Source organism: Pseudoalteromonas sp. S3178, from assembly GCF_005886985.1.
Taxonomy (GTDB): Bacteria; Pseudomonadota; Gammaproteobacteria; order Enterobacterales; family Alteromonadaceae; genus Pseudoalteromonas; species Pseudoalteromonas carrageenovora.
In genome coordinates, this window is record NZ_PNCW01000681.1 from 1 (window position 1) to 290 (window position 290).

The 290-nt window shown below is 35.5% G+C and carries 1 pseudogene; it reads left to right on the forward strand.

The window, feature by feature from the left end:
* Nucleotides 1-24 precede the first annotated feature (24 nt).
* Nucleotides 25-290, forward strand: a pseudogene (locus tag CWC11_RS23260) (hypothetical protein); the annotation flags it as partial.

Consider the following 290-nt stretch of genomic DNA (forward strand, 5'->3'; position numbering starts at 1 on the left):
TTTCAACGCGCTATGGGTTTATATGTGGATGGTGCCATTGGGAATAAAATGATCGCTGAGCTCAATGTTCCCTTGGAAAAAAGAATACAACAGCTACTCGTAAATATGGAACGTATGCGTTGGATGCCTCCTGAAAATGATAGCAATTATATTGTAGTGAATATACCCGAATATAAAATGCATGTATATGATAGTGGTAGATTAGCTTTCGATATGAATGTTATTGTAGGATCTGCAATTAACAGTACTGTCATATTCAATGGGAATTTGAAATATGTTGTATTTAGCCC